We start from the raw sequence: 1,045 nt of genomic DNA on the forward strand, positions 1-1,045 counted from the left end.
ACTTCGCAGTCATGAGTGTGATTGGCGCAGTGGTGTATATGATGCCACTACACAGTATTGCCAATACCCAGATCATTGCGGATAAGTCTGCACCGAGTTCACAACAAGCCACGGTTCTGACCAGTGGTAATGGTACGACTCAGGTGAATATCCAAACCCCAAGTGCAGGCGGTGTATCACGCAATACCTATACCCAATTTGATGTGGGACAAGAAGGGGTGATTCTAAATAACTCCCGTAACAACACACAAACGCAATTGGGTGGTTGGGTACAAGGCAATCCTTGGCTGGCCACAGGGGAAGCCAAAGTCATTTTGAATGAAGTGAATAGCAGTAACCCCAGTCAGTTAAGAGGCTATATCGAGGTTGCGGGTAAGTCTGCACAAGTCGTTATCGCCAATCCGTCAGGATTGGTATGTGATGGTTGTGGAGTGATCAATGCAGATCGCTTTACTCTCACCACCGGGCAAGCGGTGATGAATCAAGGTTATCTGGAGTCCTTTCGGGTTCGTGATGGGCAAGTCACGATTGAGGGGAAAGGTCTGGATGGAAGCCTTACTCCATATACCGATATTTATAGTCGTGCTTTGAATGTTAATGCAGGTCTATATGCCAATAATCTCACCGTTGCTTTGGGGCAGAATGATATTACGGTCAAAGACCAAGTGACTCCTCAAATTAACGTTGCAACTTCAAATCTAAATCCAAACATGGCTACGACCAGTTTTGCCTTGGATGTGGGGCAACTTGGGGGGATGTATGCGGGCAAGATCTTTCTAGTTGGGAATGAAAATGGGCTTGGGGTACGTAATGCAGGTTCAATCAATAGTACAGAATCGACATTAACCCTGAATGCCAATGGTGATCTGATCAATACGGGAAATATGATTGCCAATAAAGATCAGCTCCAGATCAATGCGCAGCATATTCAAAATACGGGCAATATCAGTAGCGCTACTTCACAAGTCACATTAAACAGTCAAACCCTAGACAATTCGGGGTTAATTAGTAGTGCGGATGAACTGCATTTACAGCAGCAAGGCAA

1 protein-coding gene is annotated in these 1,045 nt (G+C 45.6%); it reads left to right on the plus strand.

Features of this window, described 5'->3' with window-relative positions:
- Nucleotides 1-1,045 (plus strand): filamentous hemagglutinin N-terminal domain-containing protein (locus tag ACX1N5_RS15705; RefSeq protein ID WP_458803576.1); only part of this gene is annotated, 1,045 nt, incomplete at both ends.

Source organism: Acinetobacter sp. ANC 4636 (assembly GCF_054454555.1).